Annotated in this window: 23 protein-coding genes, 1 tRNA gene and 1 pseudogene; 18 read left to right on the top strand and 7 right to left on the bottom strand. The window is 70.9% G+C overall.

Annotated elements, in window-relative coordinates; genetic code table 11:
* Positions 1–21: 21 nt before the first annotated feature.
* The 3 genes from AB0K05_RS17945 to aceE form a co-directional block, all read right to left on the bottom strand.
* A complete protein-coding gene (locus AB0K05_RS17945) occupies positions 22–762 on the bottom strand; it encodes a maleylpyruvate isomerase family mycothiol-dependent enzyme (protein WP_364230175.1) in 741 nt (246 codons plus the stop codon).
* A 10-nt stretch (positions 763–772) separates the two neighbouring features.
* Positions 773–2,287 (bottom strand): alpha/beta hydrolase, encoded by a 1,515-nt coding sequence (locus tag AB0K05_RS17940; protein WP_364230173.1) that lies wholly within the window; start codon positions 2,285–2,287, stop codon positions 773–775.
* Positions 2,288–2,465: 178 nt separating this feature from the next.
* Entirely contained in the window at positions 2,466–5,213 is a 2,748-nt protein-coding gene (gene aceE, locus AB0K05_RS17935) for a pyruvate dehydrogenase (acetyl-transferring), homodimeric type (protein ID WP_148030196.1), read from the bottom strand.
* Between the two features lie 224 nt (positions 5,214–5,437).
* Here aceE and AB0K05_RS17930 point away from each other — a divergent pair, with 224 nt between their 5' ends.
* The 11 genes from AB0K05_RS17930 to AB0K05_RS17880 all read left to right on the top strand — a co-directional run bounded on the left by AB0K05_RS17930 (position 5,438) and on the right by AB0K05_RS17880 (position 12,031).
* The gene (locus tag AB0K05_RS17930; RefSeq protein ID WP_364230171.1) at positions 5,438–5,893 is read left to right on the top strand and encodes a DUF1918 domain-containing protein; all 456 of its coding nucleotides are present in this window, start codon (positions 5,438–5,440) and stop codon (positions 5,891–5,893) included.
* Between the two features lie 9 nt (positions 5,894–5,902).
* Entirely contained in the window at positions 5,903–6,310 is a 408-nt protein-coding gene (locus tag AB0K05_RS17925) for a secondary thiamine-phosphate synthase enzyme YjbQ (protein WP_148030198.1), read from the top strand.
* Positions 6,311–6,427: 117 nt separating this feature from the next.
* A complete protein-coding gene (locus AB0K05_RS17920) occupies positions 6,428–6,856 on the top strand; it encodes a DUF3052 domain-containing protein (RefSeq protein WP_148030199.1) in 429 nt (142 codons plus the stop codon).
* A 39-nt stretch (positions 6,857–6,895) separates the two neighbouring features.
* A complete protein-coding gene (locus tag AB0K05_RS17915; RefSeq protein WP_261808390.1) occupies positions 6,896–7,348 on the top strand; it encodes a peroxiredoxin in 453 nt (150 codons plus the stop codon).
* 12 nt (positions 7,349–7,360) lie between these two features.
* Positions 7,361–7,687 (top strand): hypothetical protein, encoded by a 327-nt coding sequence (locus AB0K05_RS17910; RefSeq protein WP_364230167.1) that lies wholly within the window; start codon positions 7,361–7,363, stop codon positions 7,685–7,687.
* Positions 7,688–7,739: 52 nt separating this feature from the next.
* Complete coding sequence (locus AB0K05_RS17905; protein ID WP_271278420.1) at positions 7,740–8,690, top strand: ROK family protein; 951 nt, start codon at positions 7,740–7,742, stop codon at positions 8,688–8,690.
* A 17-nt stretch (positions 8,691–8,707) separates the two neighbouring features.
* Positions 8,708–8,779, top strand: a tRNA-Val gene (locus AB0K05_RS17900).
* A 430-nt stretch (positions 8,780–9,209) separates the two neighbouring features.
* Positions 9,210–10,145, top strand: a complete 936-nt coding sequence (locus AB0K05_RS17895) for an NADP-dependent oxidoreductase (RefSeq protein ID WP_364230164.1) — start codon at positions 9,210–9,212, stop codon at positions 10,143–10,145.
* A gap of 9 nt (positions 10,146–10,154) precedes the next feature.
* On the top strand, positions 10,155–10,631 hold the full coding sequence (locus tag AB0K05_RS17890; protein ID WP_364230162.1) for an ester cyclase: 477 nt from the start codon (positions 10,155–10,157) through the stop codon (positions 10,629–10,631).
* On the top strand, positions 10,628–11,311 hold the full coding sequence (locus AB0K05_RS17885) for an alpha/beta hydrolase family protein (protein ID WP_364230159.1): 684 nt from the start codon (positions 10,628–10,630) through the stop codon (positions 11,309–11,311). The genes AB0K05_RS17890 and AB0K05_RS17885 overlap by 4 nt, the downstream gene beginning before the upstream one ends.
* Positions 11,312–11,416: 105 nt before the next feature.
* Positions 11,417–12,031, top strand: a complete 615-nt coding sequence (locus AB0K05_RS17880) for a helix-turn-helix domain-containing protein (RefSeq protein ID WP_364230157.1) — start codon at positions 11,417–11,419, stop codon at positions 12,029–12,031.
* A 3-nt stretch (positions 12,032–12,034) separates the two neighbouring features.
* On the opposite strand, the gene AB0K05_RS17875 is transcribed toward AB0K05_RS17880, so the two are convergent.
* Positions 12,035–12,526: an SgcJ/EcaC family oxidoreductase gene (locus tag AB0K05_RS17875; RefSeq protein WP_364230155.1), complete on the bottom strand. Its 492-nt coding sequence runs from the start codon at positions 12,524–12,526 to the stop codon at positions 12,035–12,037.
* Positions 12,527–12,593: 67 nt separating this feature from the next.
* Between AB0K05_RS17875 and AB0K05_RS17870 the strand changes: the two genes are divergently transcribed.
* On the top strand, positions 12,594–13,052 hold the full coding sequence (locus AB0K05_RS17870; protein WP_364230153.1) for a MarR family transcriptional regulator: 459 nt from the start codon (positions 12,594–12,596) through the stop codon (positions 13,050–13,052).
* A gap of 3 nt (positions 13,053–13,055) precedes the next feature.
* Here the strand turns inward: AB0K05_RS17870 and AB0K05_RS17865 are convergent, their stop codons facing one another.
* Entirely contained in the window at positions 13,056–13,622 is a 567-nt protein-coding gene (locus AB0K05_RS17865) for a dihydrofolate reductase family protein (protein WP_364230151.1), read from the bottom strand.
* A gap of 82 nt (positions 13,623–13,704) precedes the next feature.
* Here AB0K05_RS17865 and AB0K05_RS17860 point away from each other — a divergent pair, with 82 nt between their 5' ends.
* From AB0K05_RS17860 to AB0K05_RS17845, 4 genes are all read left to right on the top strand, one after another.
* The gene (locus tag AB0K05_RS17860) at positions 13,705–14,376 is read left to right on the top strand and encodes a helix-turn-helix domain-containing protein (RefSeq protein ID WP_364230149.1); all 672 of its coding nucleotides are present in this window, start codon (positions 13,705–13,707) and stop codon (positions 14,374–14,376) included.
* Between the two features lie 78 nt (positions 14,377–14,454).
* A complete protein-coding gene (locus AB0K05_RS17855; RefSeq protein WP_364230147.1) occupies positions 14,455–15,000 on the top strand; it encodes a GNAT family N-acetyltransferase in 546 nt (181 codons plus the stop codon).
* Positions 15,001–15,080: 80 nt separating this feature from the next.
* On the top strand, positions 15,081–15,977 hold the full coding sequence (locus AB0K05_RS17850; protein WP_364230145.1) for an alpha/beta hydrolase: 897 nt from the start codon (positions 15,081–15,083) through the stop codon (positions 15,975–15,977).
* Positions 15,974–16,438, top strand: a complete 465-nt coding sequence (locus AB0K05_RS17845) for a MarR family transcriptional regulator (protein WP_364230143.1) — start codon at positions 15,974–15,976, stop codon at positions 16,436–16,438. The genes AB0K05_RS17850 and AB0K05_RS17845 overlap by 4 nt, the downstream gene beginning before the upstream one ends.
* A 3-nt stretch (positions 16,439–16,441) precedes the next feature.
* Here the strand turns inward: AB0K05_RS17845 and AB0K05_RS17840 are convergent, their stop codons facing one another.
* The gene (locus AB0K05_RS17840; protein WP_148030220.1) at positions 16,442–17,032 is read right to left on the bottom strand and encodes a TetR family transcriptional regulator C-terminal domain-containing protein; all 591 of its coding nucleotides are present in this window, start codon (positions 17,030–17,032) and stop codon (positions 16,442–16,444) included.
* A gap of 43 nt (positions 17,033–17,075) precedes the next feature.
* Here AB0K05_RS17840 and AB0K05_RS17835 point away from each other — a divergent pair, with 43 nt between their 5' ends.
* Positions 17,076–18,266: a macrolide family glycosyltransferase gene (locus AB0K05_RS17835; RefSeq protein ID WP_364230140.1), complete on the top strand. Its 1,191-nt coding sequence runs from the start codon at positions 17,076–17,078 to the stop codon at positions 18,264–18,266.
* Positions 18,267–18,302: 36 nt separating this feature from the next.
* Here AB0K05_RS17835 and AB0K05_RS17830 read toward each other — a convergent pair whose 3' ends face one another.
* A complete protein-coding gene (locus AB0K05_RS17830) occupies positions 18,303–18,842 on the bottom strand; it encodes a hypothetical protein (protein ID WP_364230138.1) in 540 nt (179 codons plus the stop codon).
* Positions 18,843–19,363: 521 nt separating this feature from the next.
* Here AB0K05_RS17830 and AB0K05_RS17825 point away from each other — a divergent pair.
* Positions 19,364–20,944, top strand: a pseudogene (locus AB0K05_RS17825) (hypothetical protein); the annotation flags it as partial.

The raw sequence follows: 20,944 nt of genomic DNA, 5'->3' as shown, positions 1-20,944 counted from the left end.
GAGTGGCGGCGCGTCCGGGGCTCACAGCCCGCCGGCCGAGAGCCACCTCTCCAGCAGCGCCCGGTCGCCGAACACCTCCAGCCCGTCGCACGAGCGCCTGCCGTACATCAGCAGCAGCAGGTCGCGGGCAGGCGCCCGCACCGCGGCGTCGCCCTTGGCGTGCCCGCGCTCCCACGTCACCGCGCCTTCGGGCCCTTGCGTGAACGTCCACTCGCCGGGCAGGTCGGTCGCGTGCAGGTGGAACGTCGCGCCCTCCAGGCCCAGCTCCGCCAGCCGCCTGCTCACCCACCGGGCGCCCGGCAGGTTGCCGAGCAGTTCCTCGACGCCGTCGGCCGCCACCTCTGCGGCCATCTCGGGCTCCACGCCGAGCGCCTGCTCGGCGTCCACCCGGTGCACGACCAGCTCGAACGCCATCCGCCTGGCCCACCAGCCCGCGGTGCCGCCGGGCCCCCACGTCCACAGCGGCGTCGCCGGGTCGGTGGCGCGCAGCGTCCGCACCATCTCGGCGGACCCCTCCGCCAGCCACGCGGCGTCGCCGTGCGCGCCCTCGTCCAGGCCGTTGGGCACCTCGCGGGACCAGAGGCGGTCCTGGTTGCGGGTCGACACCATGTGGGTGACCCACCGGTGCATGGTGCCCAGATGCGTGATGAGGTCGCCGAGAGCCCAGCTCGGGCACGCGGGCACCGGCGTGTCAGCCGGCGCGGCGGCCAGCCGGGCCACCCGCGCCGTCTCGTCCTCCACCAGGGAGCAGTAGTCCGTCACATGTCAGAGCCTAGGCCGCCGGGCAGGTCGCGCCGCGCCGGGGCAGCTTGCCGTCGAGCAGATAGGAGTCGACCAGCTTGGCGACGCACTGGCTGCCCGACAGGTAGGCGCCGTGCCCCTCGCCCTCGTACGTGACCAGCGTGGCGGTCTTGAGCTGGGCGGTCAGCTTGGGCGCCCACTCGTACGGGGTCGCCGGGTCGTTCTTGCCCCCGATCACCACGATGGGGGCCGAGCCGGTGGCGTCCACCCGCTTGGCCTCGTCGCCGCCCGCCGCCGGCCAGACGCTGCAGATCCCGCCCGAGCCCTCGCTGCCGAACAGCGGCGAGATCCTCAGCGCGGCCTCTTCCGTGCGGCGCAGCGTCCGCGCGTCGGGCCGCTCGGCCGTGTCGACGCAGGTGATGGCCGGGAAGCTGGTCATCTGGGTGGAGTAGGTGCCGTCCTCGTTGCGGCCGGTGTAGGTGTCGGCCAGATACAGCAGCGCGCCGCCCTGGCCCTTGAGCGCCTGCCCGAGCGCGGTCTCCAGGAACGGCCAGCTCAGCTCCGAGTAGAGCGCCGACGCCACCCCGGTGGCCGCCAGCCCCTGGGTCAGCTCGCGGGTGCCGACCTTGAGCGGCCGCGCCGCCAGGTCGTTGAGCAGCTTCTCCACGTTCGCGTTGGCGGCTTCCACGCTCGCGCCGACCTCGCACCGCTCCTTGACGCACGCCTTCAGGAAGTTCCGGTAGACGTGCTGGAAGCCGCGGGTCTGGGCCAGCGTGCGCTCCTCGAAGCTGACCGTCGGGTCCAGCGGCGCGTCCAGCACCATGCGGCCGACGTTGCCGGGGAACAGGGTCGCGTAGACGGCGCCGAGCTGGGTGCCGTACGACATGCCGACGTAGTGGAGCTTCTCGTCGCCGAGCGCGGTCCGCATCCGGTCCATGTCGCGGGCGGCGTTGACCGTGCCGACGTACGGCAGGATCTTGCCCGAGTCCTGGCCGCACAAGTCGGCGAACTTCCGGTTGGCCTCGTTGATCCTGCGGCGGGTCTCCTCGCCGGGCGGCAGGGTGTTCAACGCGGTGAACTCGTCCAGGTCGGCCCCCGTGCCGCAGCGCACCCCCGAGCTGCGCTCGACGCCCCGCGGGTCGAAGCTGATCAGGTCGTAGCGGGCGCGCAGCGACGACAGGGCCTTGGCCGCCTGGTCGAGCGTGTCGACGCCGGACGCGCCGGGGCCGCCGAAGTTGAACAGCAGCGAGCCGATCCGGTTGCCCTGGTCGACCGCCGGGATCTTGATCATGGCCAGCTCGATCTTCTCGCCCTCAGGGTCGGAGTAGTCGAGCGGCACCGCCAGCTTCCCGCAGCGTACGTTCTTGTCCTGGCGGGCGGGTGGCTCCCCGTCGGCACGCTTGATGTCGGTGCACGGGCCCCACGCGATCTGCCCCCCGGTCGGCTCCACGGGCGATCCGTCGCTGGCGGGCTCGGCGGTGTCGACACAGCCGGCCGTCATGGCGGCTGTGGCGGCCACGAGTGCGGCGGCAAGGACGCGGCGCATCACGAACAGTCTCCCCCTTGTCGACTCCGGGGGAAGCCCTGCCCACAATACGGGACCGCGCACGGGATCGGGCGGCGCGCCACCCCTCCGCACGCGCGCCGCCTTCCCGGGACGGGCGCCCCCGGAACGGAAGGCGCCCCCGCGCATGTTCTTCGCGGGGGCGCGCCTCACGGATGTGTCAGACGCCCATCGACTGGGTGTCGTTGGTCTCCGGGCCGCCGGCCTCGGTGACGCCGTTCTTCAGGTGGTAGCGGGCGATCGCCTCGCGCAGCACCTCGCCGTCGAGCTCGCCCCTGCGTACGAGGGACGTGAGCACCGCCAGCGTGATGGAGGCGGCGTCGACGTGGAAGTGGCGGCGCAGCGCCGAGCGGGTGTCGGACAGGCCGAACCCGTCGGTGCCCAGCGAGGACCAGTCGCCCGGGACCCACTGCGCGATCTGGTCCTGCACGGCCTTCATGTAGTCGCTGACGCCCACGAACGGGCCCTCCGCCTGCGACAGCGCGCGGGTCACGTACGGCACGCGCTGCTCGGCGTCGGGGTTGAGCAGGTTGTGCTCGTCGCAGGTCAGCGCCTCGCGGCGGAGCTCGGTCCAGGAGGTGGCAGACCAGACGGAGGCCGACACGCCCCAGTCGTCGGCCAGCATCCGCTGGGCCTCCATCGCCCACGGCCCGGCCACGCCGGAGGACAGGATGTTGGCCTTCGGCCCCTGCGTCTCCGGCCCGTCGGCGTACTTGTAGAGGCCCTTCAGCAGGCCGTCGACGTCGACGCCGTCGGGCTGGGCCGGCTGCAGGTAGGGCTCGTTGTAGACGGTCAGGTAGTAGAACACGTCCTCGGGCTTGTCGCCGTACATGCGGCGCAGGCCGTCCTTGACGATGTGGGCCACCTCGAACGCCCACGACGGGTCGTAGACGATCGCCGCCGGGTTGGTGGAGGCGATGAGCGGCGAGTGCCCGTCTTCGTGCTGCAGGCCCTCGCCGTTGAGCGTGGTGCGGCCGGCCGTGGCGCCGAGCAGGAAGCCCCGGCCCATCTGGTCGCCCATGGCCCACATCTGGTCGCCGGTGCGCTGGAACCCGAACATCGAGTAGAAGATGTAGATCGGGATCATGGGCTCGCCGTGCGTGGAGTAGGACGTGCCGGCCGCGATCGCCGACGCCATCGACCCCGACTCGCTGATGCCCTCGTGCAGGATCTGCCCCTGCACGGCCTCCTTGTACGACAGCAGCAGCTCGCGGTCGACGGCCTCGTACATCTGGCCGTGCGGCGAGTAGATCTTCGCCGTCGGGAACATCGCGTCCAGGCCGAACGTGCGCGCCTCGTCGGGGATGACCGGCACGAACCGGTGGCCGATCTCCTTGTCGCGCATGAGGTCCTTGAGCAGCCGCACGAACGCCATCGTGGTGGCGACCTGCTGCTTGCCCGAGCCCTTGGTGAAGCCCTTGTAGACCTCGTCGCCGGGCAGCTTGACCGGCTTGGCGCGGTTGACCCGCTTGGGCAGCACGCCGCCGAGCGCCGCGCGGCGCTCCTTCATGTACTCGATCTCCGGGTCGTTCTCGCCCGGGTGGAAGTACGGCGGGAGCTCACCCTCCAGGGCGGAGTCCGGGATCGGCAGGTAGAGCCGGTCGCGGAACTCCTTCAGCTCGGCCTTGGTGAGCTTCTTCATCTGGTGGGTGGCGTTGCGCGCCTCGAAGTCCTTGCCGAGCGTCCAGCCCTTGATGGTCTGGGCCAGGATGACCGTCGGCTGGCCGACGTGCTCGCGGGCCGCCTTGAAGGCCGCGTAGACCTTGCGGTAGTCGTGGCCGCCGCGCGACAGCTTGCGGATGTCGTCGTCGCTGAGGTGCTCGGCCATCTTGCGCAGCCGGGGGTCGGTGCCGAAGAAGTGGTCGCGGATGTAGGCGCCCGACTCGACCGAGTAGGTCTGGAACTGGCCGTCGGGAGTCGTGTTCATCTGGTTGACGAGCACGCCGTCGACGTCGGCGGCCAGCAGCGGGTCCCAGTCGCGGCCCCAGACGACCTTGATGACGTTCCAGCCGGCGCCGCGGAAGTAGGCCTCCAGCTCCTGGATGATCTTGCCGTTGCCGCGTACGGGGCCGTCGAGCCGCTGCAGGTTGCAGTTGATCACGAAGGTGAGGTTGTCGAGCTCCTCGCGGGCGGCGACGCCGATCGCGCCCAGCGACTCGGGCTCGTCCATCTCGCCGTCGCCCAGGAACGCCCACACGTGGCTGCGGCTGGTGTCCTTGATCTCGCGGTTGAGCAGGTAGCGGTTGAACCGCGCCTGGTAGATCGCGTTGATCGGGCCCAGACCCATGGAGACGGTCGGGAACTCCCAGAAGTCGGGCATGAGCCGCGGGTGCGGGTAGGAGGGCAGGCCGTGGAAGCCGTGCGACAGCTCCTGACGGAACGCGTCGAGCTGGCTCTCGTTGAGCCGCCCCTCCAGGAAGGCGCGGGCGTAGATGCCGGGCGCCGCGTGGCCCTGGAAGAACACCTGGTCGCCCGACTCGCCGTGGTCCTTGCCGCGGAAGAAGTGGTTGAAGCCCACCTCGTAGAGCGACGCGGCGGAGGCGTAGGTGGCGATGTGGCCGCCCACGTTGGTGCGGGCGTTGGCCCGCGACACCATGACCGCGGCGTTCCAGCGGATGTAGGCGCGGATCCGCCGCTCGACGTGCTCGTCGCCGGGGAACCAGGGCTCGCGCTCCGGCGGGATGGTGTTGATGTAGTCGGTGCTGCGCAGGCCCGGCACGCCGACCTGGTGCTCGCGCGCCCGCTCCAGAATGCGGAGCATCAGATAGCGGGCTCTCGTGCGGCCCTCCGTCTTGACGACGTTGTCGAGGGACTCGAGCCACTCGTTGGTCTCACTGGGATCGACATCAGGCAACTGGCTGGGTAGGCCGTCGCTGATGATCGAGAAACGCTGGCGTCCGGAAGCCACTGGGTCTCGCCTTCCGAGGTTGACTGATGTCTGGTCTGGGGTCGCTTTCCATCCTGGTCGCTCACGGTCGAAAGTGCATCTCTACCGATGAGTAACCAGGACATCCCTGCTGGCAGGGCCGCCATCGGTGGCCTAGACCACCGATGGTAGGACGAATTACCGGCCAAGGTTACAACGGCAGTTCAATTTAACAAGACCGGAAAACCTACGAAATTTTGCCTCACATGGTCGAGTATCCCCCCGCCGGGGGGTGGCGTCACCTCCCGGGTCGCCCCAACGCCCCCTACCCGTCCGGCGGTCCGCCCGAACTGGCTCGCCCCCGCGCGGTCCCCGCGAAGATTGCCAGGAAAGTCTCAGCTTCGCGTCGATCATGCCCCCGGCGGGCCCCCGTTGCGCCCGCCCGCGGCAGGGTGTTTCGGGCCTCTCTTACCCACACTTGGGGAAGCGTGGACGATTCCCCTCTTTTCGCCAGGCCTTCCCCGTACGAATCTGGACCTATGAATGCGACGGCAGGCGACCGGCTTCTCGTGCACGGCAGCACGGTCGGCGAAAGGGACCGAACCGGCGTCATCATCGAGGTCCGGGGGCCCAACGGGGGGCCTCCGTACATCGTGCGGTTCGATGACGGCCACACGGCGCTGGTGTTTCCGGGCCCCGATTCCGTCATCGTGCCTCAGTAGGATTCACGGGTGAGATCCGAACTCATCTCCGTGGCCACGGGATCACGAGAGACGGTGCACGACATCACCGCCGAATGCGCCGTTTTCGTCCGCGAGCAGGGTGAAGACGGGCTGCTGCACGTCTTCGTCCCGCACGCGACGGCGGGCGTCGCCCTGCTGGAGCTGGGCTCGGGCAGCGACGACGACCTGCTGGCGGCGCTCGGAGATCTGCTGCCGGCCGACGACCGCTGGCGCCATCGGCACGGTTCGCCGGGTCATGGCAGGTCACATGTCATGCCCGCGATCGTGCCGCCGTACGCCACGATCCCCGTGCTGGGCGGCAGGATGGCGCTCGGCACCTGGCAGTCCGTCGCCCTGGTCGACCTGAATGTCGACAATACGCAACGTCAGGTTCGGCTGTCGTTTCTGCCCGGTTGAACCTGGCCGAGTACGGCCGTACCCGTGGCGACCGTTGACGACTGAGGGTCACAGCGTGTGGACTGTCCCGAAGCGATAAACCGCATATGCGGGGCCACTCAAGCAGGAGGGATAAACGTGAGCGCGACCGCGGGTCAGGCGCAGGGCGAGCGCGGCCTGGCCGAACGACTCGGCCTCAAGCCGGGTCAGGTGGTGCAGGAGATCGGCTGGGACGAGGACGTCGACGAGAAGCTTCGCGAGTCCATCGAGGACCTGACCGGCAACGAACTGCTCGACGAGGACACCGACGACGTCGTCGACGTGGCGCTGCTGTGGTGGCGCGACGGTGACGGGGATCTGTTCGACGCCCTGACCAACGCCATGCGATCTCTCGCCGAAGGCGGTCAGATCTGGCTTCTCACGCCCAAGGCCGGGCGCGACGGCCACGTGGAGCCGAGCGACATAGGTGAGGACGCCGTTACCGCGGGTCTCTCGCAGACCAGCAGCATCTCCGCCGCACCCGACTGGTCGGGGACCCGGCTCGTCACGCCCAAAGGCAGGCGGTAGGAGAGCGAGAGCGCCAGCCCGTACGGCAGGATGAGGCGTGTGAACGGACATCCTGTCGAGGTCGGCGCCACCGCTCCGGATTTCGAGCTCCAGGACCAGCACGGCAGCCCGGTGCGGCTGTCCGAGTTCAGGGGCACGCGTGTCGTGCTGGTCTTCTACCCGCTGGCCTTCAGCGGGGTGTGTCACGGTGAGCTCTCGGCGCTGCGCGCTTTCCCGGCTGACGCGCACCTGCTCACCGTCTCCGTCGACTCCGTCTTCGCCCACCGCGCCTGGGCGGACCAGGAGGGTTACGCTTTCCCGCTTCTCTCCGATTTCTGGCCACATGGACAGGTCGCGCGGGCGTACGGTGTGTTCGATGAGGGGAAGGGCTTCGCACGCCGGGGGACCTTCATCATCGACGGCGAGGGCGTGATCCGCTGGTCGGTGGTCAAGCCGATCGGTGAGGCGCGTGACGTCGCCGACTACCTCAAGGCACTCGCCGACATCGCCTAAACGGAGGAAACCATGCCCTGCTACCGCTGCGGGGCCCGGCAGACCGACCCGGTCCGGGGCGTCAGCCCGTGGAGACGCGGGGTCCACCGCGAAACCCAGGTGCTGGTCTGCCCGGACTGTCAACGGTCGCACGACCTCGACCTCGACACGTGTGCGGGATGCGGGTCGGCGGCGCTGATCTGCCGGCTCGGAGAGGTGGAATGCCGCTCCTGCGGCGCCGTGCGGGTCGCCAGGACCACCACGCCGGTCAACTCGGGCGCGCTGCTCGCCTCGGGCTCGCCGCCGGGCCTCTCGGCCGAGGTCGAGGCTGCGCTCGACCGCGTGCTCGGCCGTACCTGAAACGCAGGGGACTTTTCCAGACAAACGCTGAGCTGCGCTATCGTCTCCTTCCGTGTCCCACACCCCTGCGTACGTCGTCGCGCTCGACGTCGGCGGCACGTCCATGAAGGGCGGCCTGGTCAGCGAGAACGGCGTCGTCCTGCTCTCCGAGCGGCGCCCCACCCCGCGCGCCGACGGCCCGGAGGCGGTCGTGACCGCGATCCGCGCCTTCATCGGCCACCTGGCCGAGACCGGCGACGGCAGCCCGGCAGGAGTGGGCCTGGCCGTTCCCGGGCTGGTGTCGGAGGACACCGCCCTCTACGCCGCCAACCTCGGCTGGCGCGACATCCCCGCCCAGGACTTCACCGACCTCGGCGTGCCCGTCGTCCTCGGCCACGACGTCCGCACCGGGGGCCTCGCCGAGAGCGTGCTCGGCGCCGGGCGCGGCGCCGCCGACTTCCTGTTCCTGCCCATCGGCACCGGCATCGCCGGCGCCATGATCGTCGACGGCGCCCCGTACGGGGGAGCGGCGGGCTGGAGCGGCGAGATCGGGCACATCCCCGTCTTCCCCGACGGCGAACAGTGCGCCTGCGGCCAGTACGGCTGCCTGGAGACGTACGCCTCCGCCGCCTCCGTCGGCAGGCGTTACGCCCAGCGGGCCGGCTTGGAGAGCGCCAAGGCCGAGCAGGTCGTCGTCTCCGACGACCCGATCGCCATCGAGGTGTGGGACGAGGCCGTGGAAGCGCTGTCGCTGGCGCTGGCCACCTACACGCTGCTGCTGGACCCGGCCATGATCGTGCTGGGCGGCGGGCTCTCCCAGGCCGGGCCCGCGCTCTTCGACCCCGTACGGACCCGCCTCGTCAAGCGGCTCTCCTTCAGGGAGGCCCCGCCGCTGCTGCCGGCCGCCCTGGGGGTGGACGCGGGCATGCTGGGCGCGGCCCTCCTGGGCTGGCGCGCGGCCGGTCGGCCCGACCTGGGGGCGAGCTGGGACGTGGATGTGCGAGCGGCGCCGTTGGTGTCGTAAGGTGTAGTGCCGATCAGGGGCGGTTAGCTCAGCGGTAGAGCACTCGCCTTACAAGCGAGGGGTCACTGGTTCGAACCCAGTACCGCCCACCCTGGACATCTCCCGCACCCACCCGTTGCCCCCGGCATCCCTTGGCCCCGCACGCCCGCCCGTCCACAAAGGGCCTCGCTGCGCTCGGGCGTTTCTTCGGTGCCGGGCTTCGCCCGGCGGCTATCGCCGACGAGCCGTACAGAACCGAGCAGTTCCAGGCATCGGACGTCGGGGCCGGAACCTGGAGATCCTTGCCGAGGCCGTCGATCTCCCTGACCTGCGCCTGTTTGTCGTGCAAGCAGGCAGTCTGCGGGCGACCACCGTACAGCCATGCCTCCAGCTCAGAGGTGATCTCAGCCGGTGAGAGCCCGTCATCGCGGTCGCGACGACCTCTTGGCCCGGTTACCCCTCCTCGCGGACCCCTCCACATTTACATACATGGTGCATGTATGTATCGTCCTTGACGTCATCAATCTAGGAGGGGCGGTCATGCGGGCGATGCGGCAGTCGGCGTGGGGAGAGGCCGAGGCCATGGCGTTGGTCGAGGTGGAGGAGCCTGTGCCGGTGTTCGGCGAGGTGCTGGTGAGGGTCATGGCGGCCGGGGTCAATCCGGTGGACGTCTTCACGCGCCGGGGGCAGGCGTACAACCGGGTGCTCGACCTGCCGTTCGTCAACGGCTGGGACGTCGCGGGGACGGTGGTGAGGACCGGTTACGGCACGACCCGGTTCCGGCCCGGCGACCGGGTGTTCGGGATGCCGTGGTTTCCCCGGGCCGCGGGTTGTTATGCCGAGTACGTCACCGCTCCAGCCCGCCACTTCGCCCGGATGCCGGAGGGCCTGGGCTTCACCGAGGCGGCGGCGCTGCCGCTGGCCGGGTTGACGGCGTGGCAGATGCTCACCGAGGTCGCCGACGTCGCCCCGGGACAGCGGGTCCTCGTGTCGGGTGCGGCCGGGGGCGTGGGACACCTGGCGGTCCAGATCGCCAAAGCCCGCGGCGCCCATGTGACCGGCACCGCGAGCCCGGCCAAGCATGCCTTCGTCCGCGGGCTGGGGGCGGACGAAGTGATCGACCACACCACGACCGTGGCGCGTGACATGGATGTCGTCGTCCAGATGTTCGGCGGCGAGGCCGGGCTCAGAGCGCTGGAGTGCGTGCGGCCGGGCGGCATCCTGGTCAGCGGGCAGGCGGCCTGGACCCCCGGGTTGCACGAGCGCGCCGGCGAGCTCGGCGTGCGTGCCGCGGCCTACCTCGTCGATCCCGACGGCGCCGGACTCGACGCACTGGCCGGCCTCGTGGCCGAGGGGCGGTTGAAGGTGCACGTCGACGCGGTGTTCCCGCTGGCGGAGGCGGCCGAGGCGCACGACCTCCTCGGTTCGGGGCGTACCAGGGGCAAGGTCGTGCTCGCCGTCGGCGAGACGAACTGAGGAGGGGCAGTGTCGGAACAGCGCACCACACCGGCTGACGTCGTCCGGGCTTACGCGCGGGCCAAGAGCCGCGCCGATGTCAAGGAGGCCCTGCGGTACTGCGGCCAGGACACCGTCTTCGAGACGATCGCGTTCCAGGCAGTCGCGACCGGCCTCGACGAGGTCGCCCGGCAGACCACCGCGTTCCTGCGCGCCTTTCCCGATTACGGGGTGGAGCTCGACTATCTCGCCGAGGCGGATGACCTGGTCGTCGGCGCCGGGACGATCCGGGCCACCATGGTGGAGAGCCTGGTGGGGATCGAGCCCACGGGCAGGGCCTTCGCGCTGCCGTTCGCCTGCCACTGGAGAGTGCGGGACGGGCTGATCCGCCACGAGCGGTTCTTCTTCGACTTCCATCAGATGTGCGAGCAACTCGGGCTGTCCACCGCCGACGCCGCGGCGCGGTTCGCCGCCTGGCGGGAGCGGGCGAAGGCGGTGCCGCGATGACGGCGTACGTGCTGGTCCACGGGGCCTGGCACGGCGGCTGGTGCTGGCGGCACGTGTCCGCGCGGCTGCGGGAGGCGGGTCATGAGGTTTATACGCCGACGCTGACCGGTCTCGGCGAGCGGGCCCACCTGGCCGGCCCGGAGATCGGGCTGCGGACGCACGTGGACGACCTGCTGGGCCTGCTGAGGTACGAGGATCTGCGGGACGTCGTGCTCGTCGGGCACAGCTACGCCGGCCTGGTCGTGCGCGAGGCCGCCGACCGGGTGCCGGAACGCGTCTCCCGGATCGTCATGGTCGACGCCTGGGCGGGCCGGGACGGGGAGTCGCTGGACGACCTGGCTCCCGCGTTCTTTCTCGACTGGATCGAGTCGGTCACCGTGGACGGCATGATCCCGCCCTCCCCGGCGGCCGCCGTCGGGGTGACGGAACCGGATCAGGTGGCATGGCTGGAGCCCCTGCTGACGGCCCATCCCCGGCGGACGTTCGCCGAGCCGACCCGGCTGTCCGGGGCCGTCGACGCGATCGCGTGCCGGGCGGTGCTCTGCACGCCCGGCGGCCCCATGCCGTTCCCGCGGCTGGCCGGCGAGCACGGCTGGGCGGCCACCGTCCTGGACGCCGGCCACGACGCCATGGTCACCGCGCCGCGGGCACTGGCGGACATCCTTCAGGCGACCGCATGACGACGTGATGCCGATGCACGGTCGGGGCGACGCGTTCGCCGCGTATGTTCTTCTAACCTCGGGTTCGGAGCAGGAGGAGATGCGCGGGTGGCAGGGAACACGAGTGTGCGGCGAAGCCAGCACGAACGCACCAGGGCGACCACGGGCGCCTTGGTCGCGGCGGCGCGCGAGCTCTTCATCGGCGACGGCTTCTCCGCCACCGCGGTGGACGAGATCTGCGCCAGGGCCGGCGTGACCCGCGGCGCGTTCTACCATCACTTCAGCAACAAGGAACACATCTTCCGCGAGGTCTACGCCGCCGACCAGAAGGCGCTCGCGGCGATCGTCCGGCAGGCGTTCCAGGCCCAGCCGGATCCGTGGGACGGGGTGGCGGCGGGCTGCCGGCGGCTGCTGGAGGCGTCACTCGAACCCGCCGTACGCCAGATCACCCTGGTCGAGGCGCCGGGCGCGCTCGGCTGGTCCGCGATGCGCGACATCCAGGCCGGGTGCAAGGAGCAGATGCGACGCGGGCTCGCCATCGCGATCGAGGCCGGGTGCATCCCGGACCGGCCGCTGGACCCCGCCACCTCGCTGCTGTACGGCGGGATCTGCGAGAGCGCCCTGGACATCGCACGCGCCCCGGACCAGCGTGCCGCGCTGGAGGAGTCGCTGGCCGAACTCGACCTGGTGCTCGCCGGCGTCGCCCGCCGTCCGGTTCCGGGCTGCGCGCACACGACTTAGGGGTCAGCGGCGGCCGAGGCCGAGCCGGCGGGCGACGCGCGCCATCAGCTGGGACATCTTGGACGGGAACGCGTCGGGCTCCGGGACGGTGACGGGGCGGACGCGGCCGTTGTGAATGGCGCTGATCTTCCAGCCGGCCGCCGTCCGCGCCAGGACGATGGTCTGCCGCGACAGCCGCCGCGCCGGGAGCGTGGCGCGCCACGGCATCAGGACGGAGGCCGTGCCGTGCGCGACCGCCACGTCCGGCGTGAGGTGGCGGACCGACTCCAGTTCGCCGACCAGCGCCGAGCCGGCCAGGACGCCGCGGAAGAGCTTGTCGTGGTTGCGCTCGTGCTCCAGGCGGCCGCGGGCGATGGTGCCGTCGTAGGAGACGTAGTCGGAGTCGTCGGTGAACAGCGCGCCGAACGCCGCGGCGTCACCCGCCGTCCAGGCCGCCAGGAAGTCGGCGAAGAGCTTTTCGATCTGGGCGGAGTCGGTCAGGGTGGTCGGGCGCATGGCGGTGCCTCCGCAGGATGATATCGTTACTTCGATCAACGAAATGTACGATACCAGAAAGTTTCGAATGTCGAAAAGTAGCGTCATCGGAGAGATCGCCATGGAGCTCCGGCGGTTGCAGCGGAGCTTCGACGCCTTCGACGAGGCGGCCGCAGCCCGGCTCGGGCTCAACCGCACCGACCTGCGCTGCCTCGACGTGGTGCTGGCCGGCGGCCCGCTGCCCGCGGGTCGGCTCAGCGTCGCGCTGAAGCTCAGCCCGGCGGCCACCACCACGGTCATCGATCGGCTGGAGCGGGCGGGCATGGTGTCGCGTTCGCCCGACCCGGGCAACCGCCGCCGCGTCCTGGTCGCCGCGACCGACGCCGCCCGCTCGGCCGAGGCGGAGATCTTCGTCCCGGTGGGCCGGGCGGGCGCCCAGGCGCTGCAGAAGTACGGGCCTGACGAGCTGGCCGTCATCCTCGATTTCCTGCGCACCGCCCGCGGAGTCCAGGAGGAGCAGGCCGCCCGGGTCGGAACCTCGTCCTGAGCCTCAGGCCCGGGGGATGTCCTTGCCCGTGGGCCGGTACTCGCTCAGCAGGATCCGGCCGTCCAGGACGCGGTGGCCGGCCAGTTCGAGGTCGGCGGACGTGATGCCGGCGAACGCCGGGTCGCGGCCCGCGTCGCCCGCGAACAGCGGGAAGGTCATCAACCGGAGCCGGTCGACCAGGCCCGCGCTGACGAGCTGACGGGCCAGGGACAGGCTCCCCATCGTGCGGAGCGGCACCGCGCTCCCGGCCTTCAGCCGCTGGATCTCGTGCGCCAGGTCGCCGCGGAGGATTCTGGTGTTCGGCCAGGCGACCCGGGTCAAGGTCGTGGAGAACACGACCTTGTCCAGCTCGGTCAGCCGCTGCCACGACGCGTCCTTGGCCTCCTCGGGAAGCCCCGCCAGCGCCTCGTAGGTGCGGCGGCCCATCACGACCAGCTGGGGCGCGTCGCTCTCCGCGTTGATCCACTCCTCGAGCTCGGGCCCGAAGTAGCCGAAGTATCCGGGCAGCCCATCACTTCCCGCCCATCCGTCGACCGACAGGAAGATGTCGACGATCAGGTCACTGGTCATGATCCGCTCCTCTGTCCGGGGTGGCTACTTGCAAAAGTGAAGCATGCTTGTAGAAGTGAAGTCAACGACCTAGGATGTGCTCGTGCGTACTCGCGAATACGGCCAGTACTGCGGCCTGGCCCGCGCCGCGGAAGTCCTCGGGCAGCGCTGGACCCTGCTGATCCTCCGCGACCTGCTGGTGGGGCCGCGGCGATACTCCGACCTCGCGGCGGGCCTTCCCGGCATACCGACCAACATCCTCGCCACGCGACTGAAGGAGCTCGAAGGCGACGGGCTGGTGACCAGGGAGCTGCAGGGCGGGCAGGGCCGATCGGTCGTCTACCGGGCGACTCCGCGGGCCGGGGAGCTCGCGCCGGCCCTGGACGCGCTCGGCCGCTGGGGCGCCGCCGCGATGCGCGATCCGCACGAGGGCGAGGTGGTCACCGAGGCCGCCCTGGTGGCCGGGCTCAGGGTCGCCGCGGGCGGGGGAGAGGCTCCGCCGGAGGGGCGGACCCGGGTGTACGTCGTGAGGTCGGGCGAAGCGGTCGCGTCCGCGACGGTCCGCGACGGCGCGGTCACGGTCGAGGCCGGCGGGCATCCCGATCCCGACCTGGTCGTCGTCGCCGGGCCGGGCTTCCGTGACCTGCTCGCGGGGGTGCTCGACGCCGGCGCGGCCGTCGCGTCCGGGGCGGTGACGCTCAGCGGGGACGCCGCGCTGCTCGCCGAGTTCTCGGCGACGTTCCGCGTCCCCTACACCGACGCCGTCACCGCCTGACGCGGGGCCCGTCCGGCCCGGCGACATCGACCGGGCGCGACGGTAGATTGGCGCCAGGAGAACCGGTACGGAGGATCGATGTCGCAGGTCGAGGTCCGGTTGCTGCCCGCTGCCGCCGGTGGCGACGCGGCGCTCGTCGGTGAGCTGACCGAGCTGGTCAACCGCGTCTACACCGCCTCGGAAGAGGGATTGTGGGCCCGCGAGGTCTCCCGTACGAGCACGGAGGAGATGGCGGAGCTGATCCGCGCCGGGGAGATCGCGGTGGCGTGGCTGGACGGCCGGGTCGTCGGTGGCGTCCGGGTGCGGCGGCTGGAGGGCGGGGAGGCCGAGTTCGGGATGCTGGCCACCGATCCCGCTTACCGGGGCGCCGGCATCGGGTCGCGGCTGGTGGGGTTCGCCGAGCAGCTGGGCCGTGAGCGGGGCGCGGAGGTCATGCAGCTGGAGCTGCTGGCGCCACGGGAGTGGGCGCATCCCTTCAAGGAGTACCTGAACGAGTGGTACACCCGGATCGGCTACCGGGTCGTGCGCGTCGGCTCCCTGGAGGAGAGTCACCCCGACCTCGCGCCGCATCTGGCCGGTTCCTGTGACTTCCGCATCTACCACAAGGATCTCCGCCCGTCCTGACGGCGGCCGGCGCACCGCGATGCCGGCCCTGATGGTGCCAGTCATTGCAGTCATTACTGCAATGACTGTACGGTGGAGGCATGGTTGGTGAGAGCGTCCACATCCCTCAGCCCGAAGGCAGCCTGCGCGTCATCGTGCACGGCGACACCGGTCCTCCTGTACTCCTGCTCAGCGGCGCCGGCAACGACAACGCGCTGCTGAGCTGGCGGCACGCGATCCCGGCTCTCGCCGCGGAGCACCGGGTCCTCGCCCTCGACTGGCCCAAGCAGGGCGAAAGCAAGCCGTGGCAGGGCTTCGCGGGCCACGACCGGATGATCGAGTGCGTCACCGCCGTGCTCGACCACTTCGGCCTGCGGCAGGCGGCGCTCGTCGGCCTGTCCCAGGGCGGCGCCATCGCGCTGGCGTACACGATCAGGCATCCGGAGCGGGTGTCGCGGCTCGTCGCGCTCGCGCCCGCGGGCGTGATCTCGTTCCCGCCCGTCGTCCACCAGATGCTCTGGCTCACCGCCAAGTCGCGCCTGCTCAACCGGACCATCCCGTCGCTCGTCTTCCGGAGCCGGGCCGCCTGCGCGTGGTTCGCCAGGCGAGCCCTGTTCGCCGGGCCGGTCGCCGACTTCGAGGAGATCGTCGACGAGTACCACGCCGACGTCCTCGCCAACGGGGCCGGCTCCTCCGACTGGCAGAACGACTCGATCGGGTTCCGCCGGATGCGCGTCGACCTCCGGCCCGAGCTGCCCACGATCAGCTGCCCCACGCTGTTCATCCAGGGCAGCCACGACGCGGGCGTGCGGCCCCGGCACACCCGCGCCGCGGCCGGGCTCGTGCCCGGGGCGAGGTTCGAGCTCATCGAGGGCGCCGGCCACTGGTCCAACCGGCAGGAGCCCGAGCGGGTCAACGCCCTCATCACCGGCTTCCTGCGCGAATCACCGGCCGATGGGCGCGGGGACCCCGGCGGGAACACGACAATGAGATCATGACCGAGCCAACGGACGCCGAGCTCGACTTCGTCGACGACGTCGCGGCCTTCTTCGCCGCCGAGGGCCTGCCGCACATCGCCGGGCGGGTCATCGGGTGGCTGCTCATCTGCGACCCGCCGGAGCAGAGCGCCGCCCAGCTCGCGCAGGCGCTGCAGGTCAGCCGGAGCTCCATCAGCTCCACGACCCGCCTGCTCACGCCGAGCGGCCTGGTCGAGGGCGTGCGCAGGCGCGGCGACCGGCAGGAGTACTTCCGCATCGCCGCCGACGGCTGGAGCCGGATGCTCGCCAACCGCTACGCCAAGACCACGGCCTTCCGCCAGGTGACCGAACGCGGCCTCACCGTCCTGTCCGGGGCTCCGCCCGGACGCCGCGAGCGGCTGGCGAACGTCGCCGAGCTGTACCGCTTCCTGGAGAGCGAGCTCCCCGCCCTCTGGGACCGCTGGGAGCGGCGCCGGTCCTGACAGTCAGGGCAGGAGGCGGCCCACGTGGTAGCGGACGGCGGCCAGGGCCGCGTCCGGGTCCCGGAGGCCGAGCATGATCTCCGCCGTGAGGCCCTCGACCAGCGCCAGGAACACCACCGACTCGTGCCCGGGATCGAGGTCGCCCGCCGCCTGGCCGGTCCGCTGCGCCTCGCTGATCAGATCCGCCACCCGGTCGTGCAGCCAGGCCTGACCCTCCCGCAGCGCCTCGGCCAGCTCGGGCACGGCTCCGGCGCGGGCCCCGAACGCCTGCCCGGTCCGCCGCTCGGCCCTGCGGCGGTCGTCCAGCGGCAGCATCTCCGTCGCCATCGACACCAGGAAGCCCCGCACGTCCACGGACGCGAAGTCGACCCCGGCCGTGATCCGCGCCGTGACCTGCTCGCCCAGGTAGGCGACCACGTACCGGAGCATCTCGTCCTTGGTGCGCATGTAGTACTGCACCGCGCCGAGTGACATGCCCGCCTCCGCCGCCACGTCCCGCAGCGTGGCGGCGTCGAGACCGTCACGGCCCGCGATGCGCAGCACGGCCTCGGCGATGTGCCGGCGGCGCTCGTCGTGGTCGACCTTCTTCGGCACGGGCCCTCCCTTATTCCATACCCGTGTATTAACATACAGCAGTATGGGAACGTTGGCATTCTTCGCCCCGGCCGCCGCCGGCCACGTCAACCCCACTCTCGGCCTGGCCGCCGAGCTGGTGCGGCGGGGCCACCGCGTCACGTACGCCACCACGGAGGAGTACGCGCCCCGGGTCGCCGAGACCGGCGCCGAGGTGGTCCCGTTCACCTCGTCCTGGGAAGCGCTCAAGGGCCGGCCGGCGCCGCAGATGCACGGCCGGGAGTTCATCCGCGCCACCCGCATGCTTCTCGGCGAGACCAAGACCGTGCTCGCCCAGCTCGGCGACGGCGAGCGCCCCGACCTGGTCGTCCACGACGGCCCGATGGCCTGGTGGGGCCGCGTCCTGGCCCACCGGTGGGACGTCCCGTCCGTGGAGACCTGGCCGAACCTGGTCGGCAACGAGCACTGGTCCATGCACCTCAAGTACACGACCTTCAACCCGCTCAGCCCCGGCTTCCTCCTCCTGTTCGCGCGCCTGGCCGCCTTCCTGCGCAGGGAGGGTCTCGGCGCCGACGTCCAGGGATTCATGCAGGGCTCACGGGCGGAGCTCCGGCTGGTCATGCTGCCGCGTGCCTTCCAGTACGCGGGCGAGACCTTCGGCCCCGGCTACCGCTTCGTCGGCCCCGCCCTGACCGGCCGTGCCTTCCAGGGTGACTGGCAGCCGCCGGACGACCTGCCCGTGGTCCTGGTCTCTCTCGGCACGGGGTACAACGACCGGCCCGATTTCTACCGTACGGTCCTGGAAGCGGCGGCCGGCCGCCCGTGGCGCGTCGTGCTCGCGACGGGCGCGGCGGACCCGGCCGGCCTGGGCCCGGTCCCGCCCAACGTCGAGGTGCACCGGCAGGTGCCGCAACTGGCAGTGCTGCGGCACGCCCGCGCCTTCGTCACCCACGCCGGGATGGGCGGCACCATGGAGGGCCTCCACCATGGCGTGCCCCTGGTGGCAGTGCCGCAGATGGCCGAGCAGCGCGCCAACGCCGACCGCATCGCCGAACTCGGCCTCGGCAAGACTCTCCCGCCCGGCCAGGTCACGGCCGGGACGCTGTGGCAGGCGGTCGAGGACGTGGCCTCGGACGCCCGCGTACGGGAGAGGCTCGACTGGATGCGCGGCGAGATCGAGGCGGCGGGCGGCGCCACCGCCGCCGCCGACGAGATCGAGAAGCTGATGCGCCCGCCGGGAGACGGTGCTGGGTGAGGACGAGAGCCCGCGGGGCGGCGATCCGGGACGGGGCTAGGCGCGCGGCAGGGCGCGGAAGACCCGCTGCGCGTAGTAGGTGGAGCCGGCGAGCAGGAGCAGGCCGGAGAGGACCCCGCTGACGATCGGGACCCAGGCGACCGCCTCCGTCCAGACCATGGCCAGGCCCGCGAGGCCGAGGACGGTGAGACCGGCGCCGGGGACGAGGATGCTGACCTCCCGCCACACCGGCCACAGGGCGACGAAGTGGATGCCGACCACGAGGGCGATCCAGGCCACGCCCGACTGCTCCGGCCAGCCGAGGGCGTCCAGCAGGCGGAGGCCGCCGAACAGGGCCAGCGCCTCGAGTACGACGATCACCACGTACCTGCGGTTGAACATGCCGCCGGGTTCCGCGGCGCTGCCCCGGGTGCGGCGGCCGGCGAGGAACCACATGACGACCACGCTCGCGAGCGCGAGCCCCGCGATGACGCGGAGCGCCGTACCGGCTGACGGGGGGAGGGGTGCGTTCGCGTTGATCGCCACGAAGACCATGCCGAACACGGCCCCGATCAACACTCCGCTCAGGCTCTGCACGGTCGTCGATCGTATCCAGATGCATGCCCTCTTGAGACCATGCGACTGGATTGAGGAACGATGACCTGTTCTGTGCCCGTGGTGCCGCCCTCGGCGTTGCTCCTCGGAGGTCTGGCGGCGCCGGTCGGGAGACGGTTCGACTGCTCTCCAGAATCGTCGCAAATATGGACAAATGGGCGGCTTGGTAAATCGGTCTAAATGGGGATTTTTGTAGTTCGGCGCGGGCTGGCCTGATTATCTTACATGGTAGTACTTTGCTGGTAGCTGGCAATATCGGCGGGTTCGGCCAGAGGGTCACGGGTATTTCCGTACAAGTCGTGCAGAGGCGAAGCGCCAAGAAAGTAATAGCAGAGCCCTAGACGTATACGGAAAGAAAAATGACCAGACCAAACACGCAAAAGACAAATCGCCGGAACGGCCTGCTGTGGGTAGCCGCGGCCACGGTCGCTCTCGCGGCTCCCCTGGCTTCGACGGGACCCGCGTACGCAGGCACGGCCGACTGGCCGGGCCCCAACAGCACCATGTCCGACCAGCGCAACGACCAGTGGCACGAGGACGACTCGGCCGAGGAGGCCTGGGAATCCCGCGACCACGAGGACGCCGGGCACCGCGAGGACTCCCCGAACTACGAGGACACCCGGCACCACGAGGAAGCCCAGGAGTCGGCGCACCACCCGAATTCCTGGAACCAAGAGGACGAGCCCGGCTACGAAGAGGCGGAATACCGCGAGGACGAGCCTGGCTACGAGGAGGCCGAATACCGCGAGGACGAGCCCGGCTACGAGGAGGCCGAATACCGCGAGGACGAGCCCGGCTACGAGGAGGCCGAATACCGCGAGGACGAGCCCGGCTACGAGGAAGCGGAATACCGCGAGGACGAGCCCGGCTACGAAGAGGCGGAATACCGCGAGGACGAGCCGGCCCACCACGAATCCCGGGGCCGTGAGGACGCGCCGGAGTACGAGGACGCCTGGGGCCGTGAGGACGGGCCGGAGTACGAGGAAGCCTCGTACCGCGAGGACGGGCCGGCCGACCACGAATCGCGAGACCGCGAGGACGGGCCGGAGCACGAGATCTCCTGGGGCCGTGAGGACGCGCCGGAGTACGAGGACGCCTGGGGCCGTGAGGACGGGCCGGAGCACGAGATCTCCTGGGGCCGTGAGGACGCGCCGGAGTACGAGGACGCCTGGAGCCGCGACGACGAGCCGAACTACGAGGAAGCCGCGAACCGCGGGGACGAGCCCGAGTACGACGACTCGTGGGGTCGTGAGGACGCGCCGGAGCACGAGGACGCCTGGAGCCGCGAGGACGGACCGGACCACGAGGACTCCTGGGACCGTCAGGGACCCGCTGACCGCGAGCCGATGATCGCCGAGCTCGCTGACCCGCAGGACCAGCCGGAGCCCAGCGACGCCGAGCCAGTGGGGACCCAGGCCGAGAACGAGGCCGAGAGGGCCGCCCGGCCCGAGGACCGGAGCGCCAACAACGCACAGGCCACCAACAACTACGTGTCGGTGATCCTCCCCAGCTACGGTGCGCTCTTCACCCCATGGCTGGCCACCGTGGACCAGTTGAACGCGGACAGCCGGAACGCCTTCGGCCAGAACGCGTTCGGCCAGACCATGGAAGGCCTGTACGCCGAGGGTCCTGACGCTGAGGGCCTGTACGCCGAAGGTCCTGACGCTGAGGGCCAGGACGTGGAGAGTCCGGACGCTGAGGATCTGAACGTCGAGGGTCCGGACGTCGAGGGCCAGGACGCTGAGGGCCAGGACGTCGAGGGTCCGGACGTCGAGGGCCAGGACGCTGAGGGCCAGGACGCTGAGGCTCAGGACGTTGAGGGCCAGGACGTCGAGGGCCAGGACGCTGAGGCTCAGGACGTGGAAGGTCCGGACGCTGAGAACCTGAACGTCGAGGGTCCTGACGCTGAGGGCCAGGACGCTGAGGCTCAGGACGTGGAGGGTCCGGACGCTGAGGACCTGAACGTCGAGGGTCCCGACGCTGAGGGCCAGGACGTGGAGGGTCCGGACGCTGAGGACCTGAACGTCGAGGGTCCCGACGCTGAGGGCCAGGACGTGGAGGGTCCGGACGCTGAGGACCTGAAC

The sequence above is a fragment of the Nonomuraea sp. NPDC049486 genome, assembly GCF_040676925.1.
GTDB classification, from domain to species: Bacteria; Actinomycetota; Actinomycetes; order Streptosporangiales; family Streptosporangiaceae; genus Nonomuraea; species Nonomuraea ferruginea.
The sequence above is the reverse complement of the archived record's forward strand: the minus strand, read 5'-3'. Positions and strand labels throughout refer to the sequence as shown.

Bases quoted from the DNA above. Each gene is read 5' to 3' on its own strand.
- AB0K05_RS17940 (WP_364230173.1), bottom strand. From the start codon at position 2,287: ATGCGCCGCGTCCTTGCCGCCGCACTCGTGGCCGCCACAGCCGCCATG.
- AB0K05_RS17930 (WP_364230171.1), top strand. From the start codon at position 5,438: ATGGTCGAGTATCCCCCCGCCGGGGGGTGGCGTCACCTCCCGGGTCGC.
- AB0K05_RS17910 (WP_364230167.1), top strand. From the start codon at position 7,361: ATGCCCTGCTACCGCTGCGGGGCCCGGCAGACCGACCCGGTCCGGGGC.
- AB0K05_RS17895 (WP_364230164.1), top strand. From the start codon at position 9,210: ATGCGGGCGATGCGGCAGTCGGCGTGGGGAGAGGCCGAGGCCATGGCG.
- AB0K05_RS17885 (WP_364230159.1), top strand. From the start codon at position 10,628: ATGACGGCGTACGTGCTGGTCCACGGGGCCTGGCACGGCGGCTGGTGC.
- AB0K05_RS17875 (WP_364230155.1), bottom strand. From the start codon at position 12,526: ATGCGCCCGACCACCCTGACCGACTCCGCCCAGATCGAAAAGCTCTTC.
- AB0K05_RS17870 (WP_364230153.1), top strand. From the start codon at position 12,594: ATGTCGAAAAGTAGCGTCATCGGAGAGATCGCCATGGAGCTCCGGCGG.
- AB0K05_RS17865 (WP_364230151.1), bottom strand. From the start codon at position 13,622: ATGACCAGTGACCTGATCGTCGACATCTTCCTGTCGGTCGACGGATGG.
- AB0K05_RS17855 (WP_364230147.1), top strand. From the start codon at position 14,455: ATGTCGCAGGTCGAGGTCCGGTTGCTGCCCGCTGCCGCCGGTGGCGAC.
- AB0K05_RS17850 (WP_364230145.1), top strand. From the start codon at position 15,081: ATGGTTGGTGAGAGCGTCCACATCCCTCAGCCCGAAGGCAGCCTGCGC.
- AB0K05_RS17845 (WP_364230143.1), top strand. From the start codon at position 15,974: ATGACCGAGCCAACGGACGCCGAGCTCGACTTCGTCGACGACGTCGCG.
- AB0K05_RS17835 (WP_364230140.1), top strand. From the start codon at position 17,076: ATGGGAACGTTGGCATTCTTCGCCCCGGCCGCCGCCGGCCACGTCAAC.